This window comes from Nocardioides luteus (genome assembly GCF_014648595.1).
GTDB classification, from domain to species: Bacteria; Actinomycetota; Actinomycetes; order Propionibacteriales; family Nocardioidaceae; genus Nocardioides; species Nocardioides luteus.
The window spans coordinates 1-1,266 of sequence record NZ_BMRK01000041.1; the positions used below are offsets into that span (position 1 = coordinate 1).

General features: G+C 63.1%; 1 protein-coding gene. It reads right to left on the minus strand.

Annotated elements, in window-relative coordinates; genetic code table 11:
- A partial coding sequence (locus tag IEY81_RS23860; protein ID WP_189120991.1) for a DUF222 domain-containing protein occupies nucleotides 1-832 on the minus strand: 832 nt, incomplete at its 3' end.
- Nucleotides 833-1,266: the final 434 nt, after the last annotated feature.

Below are 1,266 nucleotides of genomic sequence, written 5' to 3' on the forward strand. Positions count from 1 at the left end.
GACTCATCGTCACGAACACCGTGGTCGCGTGCCCACCATGACGCGGCAGATTCTCCACGTCATAGGTCTCAATCACCCGCGCGAACGCCTGACCCAGCAACCGGTCATAGGGGGCTTTGCGGCCCTTCTCCTCCGAAGACCACTTCCGCGGCTGCGCCAGCGAGTCCAGCATCGTCCGCAACCGCAGACCCACCGCACGAGAGACACGAGCCTGGATCTCTACCGTGCCGTCGCCGTTGTCGCGGGACTGGAAGAACATGCGCCGCTGGGCATGCTCCTCTTCCCGCTGCAGCGCTTTGGCCTCGGCTTCTTCGAACCGATCGGGGTCGACCATCATCAAGATCCGCTTGCCGGCGACCTTCAGCTCGTTCGCAGTCCACCAGGTGGCGTGCTCGACCAACAACTTCTCCGCCAGGAGCAGGTCCTCGATGCTGGCGGCCGGGTCAGTCTCAATCTGGTCGAGAGCCTTGGTGATCACCCGAGCCTTGTCCTGCGACAACACACCGTCAGCCAGACCCGCAGCGACCAGCTCGTACTTGGCCAGGCTGGCAGCCAGGTTCACCTGCGAGCGGGCGACGCCCTTGTCGACCAAGAGCTCGGTGCGCATCCACCCGGAGACATCTTTCGCGCCGGTTTCCTCAGCGATGTCACCAGCCGTGGCGAGCAGCCGGAGCTTCACGGCGGCCTGCTTGGCCTGGATCTTCTCCAGCCGCTGGAGTGTGTCCTTCTTCTGACTCGTGCGCCAATAAGCCGGATCCCGGGTCAGGAGGTCGTCAAGGGAGGTTTCGATGGCGCTCAGGTCAGCGTCGATGGTGTCGTGCTCGAGGCTCATCGTTCCTCCCTTCAAGGGTGTGTTGTGATGGGTCTGATTCTACTCCTTTCGACCCCGTGGCGCCATATATTATCCCTGGTCAGACGCACTTTTCTGACGTCTTCTCAGCCTCGAATCTGTGGATGGTAAGTGGCCCGATAGGGCACTTCTTCCTTTCCGTGAACGGGATAGTTGTTGTGGGTTTGGTGGTCTCGACAAGCTCGACCACCGGCGGAGCGATTTCTCCGCGCCACACCCGGGCCGCCGCCCCGATAGCCAGCCATGTTTTTCTCGACGTGTTCCGGTGTCCAGGACCGCGAAGCGGCCGGCGAAGCCGGCGGCCGTAGGCCGTCCTTGACTCCGGGGCAGGTCGAGAAGACCCTCGTGAACGGGTCGGCGGCCCACAGTCGGCTTCGGTGATCGTTTCCGGCAGGGAGGTCTCCACAGGCTCGACC